Genomic DNA, 3506 nt, shown 5'->3' with positions numbered 1-3506 from the left:
ATAAACTTGGAATACGTTCTTCGCAATATCAAGGCCGATGGTAAGCGCAGGCATCTCGAGTCTCCCAAAAGTGGCTTCGGAAGTGTGCGCCCCGGAGGGGGCGGGAGTCCATACCATCAGCCTCATTGCAGCCTCGTACGCTGCGGGCCCCGATGAAATCCGCTGACTCGCTCCTCATTTGTCGCACGAGCTACGCGCTCAAATTATCTTTCAGGCTTAGCGAGTTCAGGTCCGACCTGTCTTGTCATCATGCTCGATTGCCAACGCAACCTTTCGACGTCATCCTGCAAGCTTCAATCTTCCATACGGTTCTACTGATCAAGCCGGTCGTGCACTGACGTGCCGCTGGTTGTACGGCGTGCCATGTGCGAGAACTGCCCAGACTGTTCGGGCCATCTTGTTGGCAAGTGCTACGGTCACCACGTTGGATGGTCGCCGTTTCTGCAACTGCTCAGCCCACGATCCGGTGTGCTTGCCATGGAAGAGCACGCTGCGTGCTCCGTGGATCAGTAACGTCCGCACATACGTGTCCCCGCGCCGGCTGATACCCAATAGCTGGATCTTCCCGCCTGTGCCGATCTGCTTTGGTACGAGACCGAGCCACGCGGCGAACTCCCGTCCGGAACGGAACGCCTTCGCGTCACCCATCGTCGCAACAGTGGCCGTCGCCGTCAGCAGGCCAACGCCGGGGATCGCGGCGATTCTCTTGCATGCCTTGTCCTCTTTCATCCACGTCTGCAAACGTCGTTCAATGTCAGCGACCTGTTTGTCGAGTCGATCAAGGTCATTCCAAAGTTCGCGTAACGAGTCGATCAGCATCGCCGGTAGACGCTCGGATAGCCTCGCCAGCACCCCGGGAATCGCTTTGTCCAGCGCGGCGCGGCTCTTGGCCATCACCTCGCCGTATTCTGTCAGCAAGCCCCGCAGACTGTTCATCTGCATCGTGCGGAACTTGATCTTCTGTTGCCGCAACCGATGCAGCGCCAATACGGCCTGCTGGGCTTCCGTCTTCACAGCGACGGGCTTGCTCGGCATCTGCGTGGCCATCCAGATCGCACGAGCATCGGCAGGATCGTTCTTGTTGCCGATGTTGAAAGCCTTGACGAACTTCGCCGGCATCAGCTTGACCTGATGGCCCATCTCCATCAATCGCCGTACCCAATGCTGGGCACCGCCGCAAGCCTCCATTCCGATGAGGCAAGGCTCGCGATTCGCAAAATGCTCGAGGAATGCGGCGCGCTTCAGTTGCTTGTTCACAATCTCGCCCGTGCCGGCATCCACCCAGTGAAGCTGGAAGACGTTCTTCGCGATGTCCACCCCGACCGTCGTATACTTCATTTCGGACCCTCCGGTTAGCCTGTGAAGACCTCAATGATCTTCCATTTGGGCACTTTGATGCCGTCGGCCCGTGAGGGTCCACCTCCTCGGCGTCACCCACCTGGTAGGTGGGGGCGTTCATTCCATTTGTCGTTCTGTATCAGCGGGAGCCGCTGCTCAACATCGAGCCCTTCGCGATACCAGTCAAGAAGCGTCCGGATGGCGAAGCTATGTCGGAAGTCGTGAACACGGGGACCCGAGTGGTCGCCTGCGCGTCGCAGCCCAGTCTCGCGGGATAAGCGCCAGAAGACACGATGAACATACTGATGAAGCAAGGCGCCGCCGCGCTCTGCCACAAAGAAGTGCGGCCCACAGTGTGACCTGAGATGAGCATCTCGCCGGTCGGCGTAGCAGCGAAGAGCGGCGCAGGTCGTCGGATGCAAGGGTACCAGACGTGACTTGCCGAACTTACTCTGTCGAATCGTTAGTACGCCCTCGCCCAAGTCGACGTCGCTGCGGTGAAGTCCGATTGCCTCGGATAGCCGGATACCGGTTACCGCGATCAACCCAAACAGGTAATAGTAAGTCCATCGTCGCAGTGCTTTTGCAGGCGGCAGGGCCAGCGCCGCCGTCAATAGCGCGTTGATCTCCGCTTCGCTATAGATATATGGCCGAGCACGTTTCAAGGACGGTAAGATCCCGACAGGTGGCACCTCCGTTCGCGGATTGATGTTCGCGACATGCCGGGCGAAGCCACGCACATCGGTGAGTCTCAATGTCCACGAGGCGTGCCGGCCGACCGGCAAGGTCGCCCAAGCTACGGCAAGCGTGGTCGTGATGGTCGCAGCTTTATGGCTTTCCATGAAAGAAACAAAGTCGGCGAGCCGCCGTGCTTGATACTGATACTTGTATCCGAGACCCTGTCGCATGCTCAAATACTGCTCGAGTGCTGAATGCAAGGTGATCATTGCAGACCTCCTGGCCAAGGAAGACCCAGTGTGCGAAGCGCCGCGATGGGGGTGCGGCTAAAAACTTAGACTGGTTATGCTACGATTCCAGGACTTTCCCGGTATTCGAGTGGGCTCAGCGAGCCGAGTGAGACCTTGATCCGGGTTGCGTTGTACCAGCGGATATACGAGTCAAGGACTTCAATGAAGTCATCAACGGTCGTAGCCCTCCAGTCACGAGGATAGAACAGTTCCGTTTTGAGCCGGCCGAAGAAGCCCTCACAGGCCGCGTTATCAGGTGAGCATCCTTTGCGTGACATGGATCGAACAAGCCTGGCATCGCGCATCCGCGATAGCCATCCTGGCCAACGATAGTGTGCACCGCGATCGGAGTGGACCACCGGCCGATCATTACTATCAGCCGCCGACTCGATGGCCGAATCCAGCATAGTATTGACGAGTTCAGCATCTGGCCGCGTGCCGATCGTCCAGCTCACGACGAGACCGTCGAAACAGTCTATCAGCGGCGACAGATAGACCTTGCCCGCCGGGATCTGGAATTCGGTGATGTCGGTAAGCCATTTCTGATTCGGTGCGGCCGCACGGAAATCGCGATTGATGAGGTTCTCCGGCGCGGGGCTGATTTCTCCGCGATAGGAGCGGTAGCGGCGTCGTCTGGTTGTAGCAGCAGTCAGACCTTCCTGCCGCATTAAACGTCGCACGACCTTCTCCGAGATAAATACCTGGTGCCTGCCTAGTGCTGAGCGGATTCGGCGATAGCCGTAGCAGCGATAATTGAGCTCGAAGATGTTTGCGATGACGTCACGTGCGGCTGCATACTTGTCGGCCAATAGCAGGCGTCCACGATGGTAGAAGTAGGAGCTGCGAGCAAGCCCCAGCACGGAAAGCAACTCCGGCAACGCATAGGTTTGCTTCAGGGCGTCAACCAGCATCGTCTTCTCCCGGTTGCTCAGGAGTTGCGGGTTGCCGCCCATCTCTTTTTTTATCAGTTCGTTCGCCTTCTTGAGGATGTCGCGCTCGAGCTCGAGCTTCCGGATGTCACGTCGAAGCGATTCGACCTGCTGTTCCAGCTCCGCATGCTCAAGGTTCGGTGCTGGCTTCTTCTGGCGTCTCATGGATGCTGGAACCTCCTGACCGAGTAACTGGTTCTTCCAGTTGTACAGCAGAGGCCTGCTCACGCCCGCCCTCCTGGCAACGACGCTGGCGCTTTCCTCTCTGGTG

3 protein-coding genes are annotated in these 3506 nt (G+C 58.2%); all 3 read right to left on the bottom strand.

Annotation, left to right across the window (positions count from 1 at the left end; translation table 11 throughout):
• Positions 1–318 precede the first annotated feature (318 nt).
• Positions 319–1338 (bottom strand): IS110 family transposase, encoded by a 1020-nt coding sequence (locus tag IAG25_RS40905; RefSeq protein WP_187609866.1) that lies wholly within the window; start codon positions 1336–1338, stop codon positions 319–321.
• A 92-nt stretch (positions 1339–1430) separates the two neighbouring features.
• Positions 1431–2285: a tyrosine-type recombinase/integrase gene (locus IAG25_RS40900; RefSeq protein WP_187609865.1), complete on the bottom strand. Its 855-nt coding sequence runs from the start codon at positions 2283–2285 to the stop codon at positions 1431–1433.
• 74 nt (positions 2286–2359) lie between these two features.
• Positions 2360–3506, bottom strand: a 1147-nt coding sequence (locus tag IAG25_RS40895; protein ID WP_187609864.1) for an IS3 family transposase, incomplete at its 5' end; no start/stop codon positions are given.

The organism is Caballeronia sp. EK (assembly GCF_014384845.1).
GTDB classification, from domain to species: domain Bacteria; phylum Pseudomonadota; class Gammaproteobacteria; order Burkholderiales; family Burkholderiaceae; genus Caballeronia; species Caballeronia jiangsuensis.
This window is presented reverse-complemented; position numbering and strand designations above follow the sequence as displayed.

Coding starts and splice junctions, on each gene's coding strand:
- IAG25_RS40905 (WP_187609866.1), bottom strand. CDS start 1,338: ATGAAGTATACGACGGTCGGGGTGGACATCGCGAAGAACGTCTTCCAG.
- IAG25_RS40900 (WP_187609865.1), bottom strand. CDS start 2,285: ATGATCACCTTGCATTCAGCACTCGAGCAGTATTTGAGCATGCGACAG.